Annotated in this window: 2 protein-coding genes; both read right to left on the bottom strand. The window is 52.1% G+C overall.

The window, feature by feature from the left end; all coding sequences use genetic code 11:
* Positions 1 to 155 precede the first annotated feature (155 nt).
* A complete protein-coding gene (locus tag KDK15_RS04705) occupies positions 156 to 707 on the bottom strand; it encodes an integrase core domain-containing protein (RefSeq protein ID WP_257294208.1) in 552 nt (183 codons plus the stop codon).
* A 23-nt stretch (positions 708 to 730) separates the two neighbouring features.
* The coding region (locus tag KDK15_RS04700) for a helix-turn-helix domain-containing protein (protein WP_257294207.1) at positions 731 to 1,305 on the bottom strand (575 nt) is incomplete at its 5' end.

Raw genomic sequence — 1,305 nt, 5'->3', positions numbered from 1 at the left:
CAAATGTCGGTACTTTGATATTTTGGAAGTACCGACATCAAAAATGTCGGACACAACATAAGCTGACAAAGAAAATGAAAAATGACAATAAAATACACAAGTCGTCTTAATTGCTATTCCATAGCGGTGTTTGTCAACATAGTTGTCGCCTCAACTCACGCAGCTTGACTTTGCTGCCCGGCGACTGACCGGTCTGGATTTAGCCAGACTTCATCTTCCAGGTCCCAGTTACGGGTTGCCCTTTTACCCCAACGCTCCGGGTGGCGCTGCTTAGCCAATTGATACACCTTTTTCCGGTTATCCATGAGCGCTTTGGTTTCCCCCCGGTGCCGTTGACCCGGCGTGAGGAATTTAAGTCCGCTGTGCCGGTGATCTTCGTTGTACCACTGCGCAAAACCATGAACCCAGTTTCGGGCAGCCTCAACATCTGCAAATGGCTTGCATGGGTAACCGGGCCGGTATTTCAGGATTCTGAAGATGGCTTCAGCAAACGGATTATCATCACTTACCCTTGGTCGGCTGAATGAGCTGACCACGCCCAGCCGTTGCAGGGGCGACAGCATGGTGCCGCCTTTCATGGCACTGCCATTGTCTGAATGCAGGACCAGCGGTCTCTCCATAGCGGCTATGCCGTGGCGGATACAGGCCTTGGTAATCATTTGTGAGGCATGCTCGGCAGACTCATTCTCATGGATTTCCCAAGCCACAATCATACGGCTGTATATGTCTATCACCAGATACAGATATAGTAAAACTGTCCACGCACTGGTGAGCGCAAAAATGTGATGTCCCAAGACCAGGCCTGGTTCGGTCCAGTTGCACAATACGACGTTGGTCTCCGGCGGACAGCCTTGGCTGTGCGCCCACGGTGGTGCTGTTGGCCTCTTTCGTGCAACACCCGGTAGAATGTCCTTTCAGACCCAAGATACTCGCCTTCATCCGCTAAAACAGGGACGATCTGACTGGGTGGAAGGCTTTTAAAGCGATCACTGTTACAGACGTCAACAATCGCCTGGCGTTCCTCTTCAGTCAGCTTGTTACCGGGAGCTTCCCTGTTGGCATTGTTGCGGTTATCTGCCGGCACAGCATCCTCCCGTGTCCAGCGTTGTACGGTTCTTTCTGAAAGGCCAAGGGCTTCGCAGGCTTTCGACTGGCGGGTACCATCTTTCACGGCCTGTTTAATCAGGTTGACTGCGTTTTGGCGATCCGGGAGAGAGATCAATCGTCCTCTGGTTCCCCCCAGATCTCTCGGGCCTTTTTTGTGAGTACCAGCAAGGCAGCAGTTTCTGCTAACGCCTTGTCCTT

It is taken from the genome of Endozoicomonas sp. YOMI1, from assembly GCF_024606345.1.
Taxonomy (GTDB): domain Bacteria; phylum Pseudomonadota; class Gammaproteobacteria; order Pseudomonadales; family Endozoicomonadaceae; genus Endozoicomonas.
The sequence above is the reverse complement of the archived record's forward strand: the minus strand, read 5'-3'. Positions and strand labels throughout refer to the sequence as shown.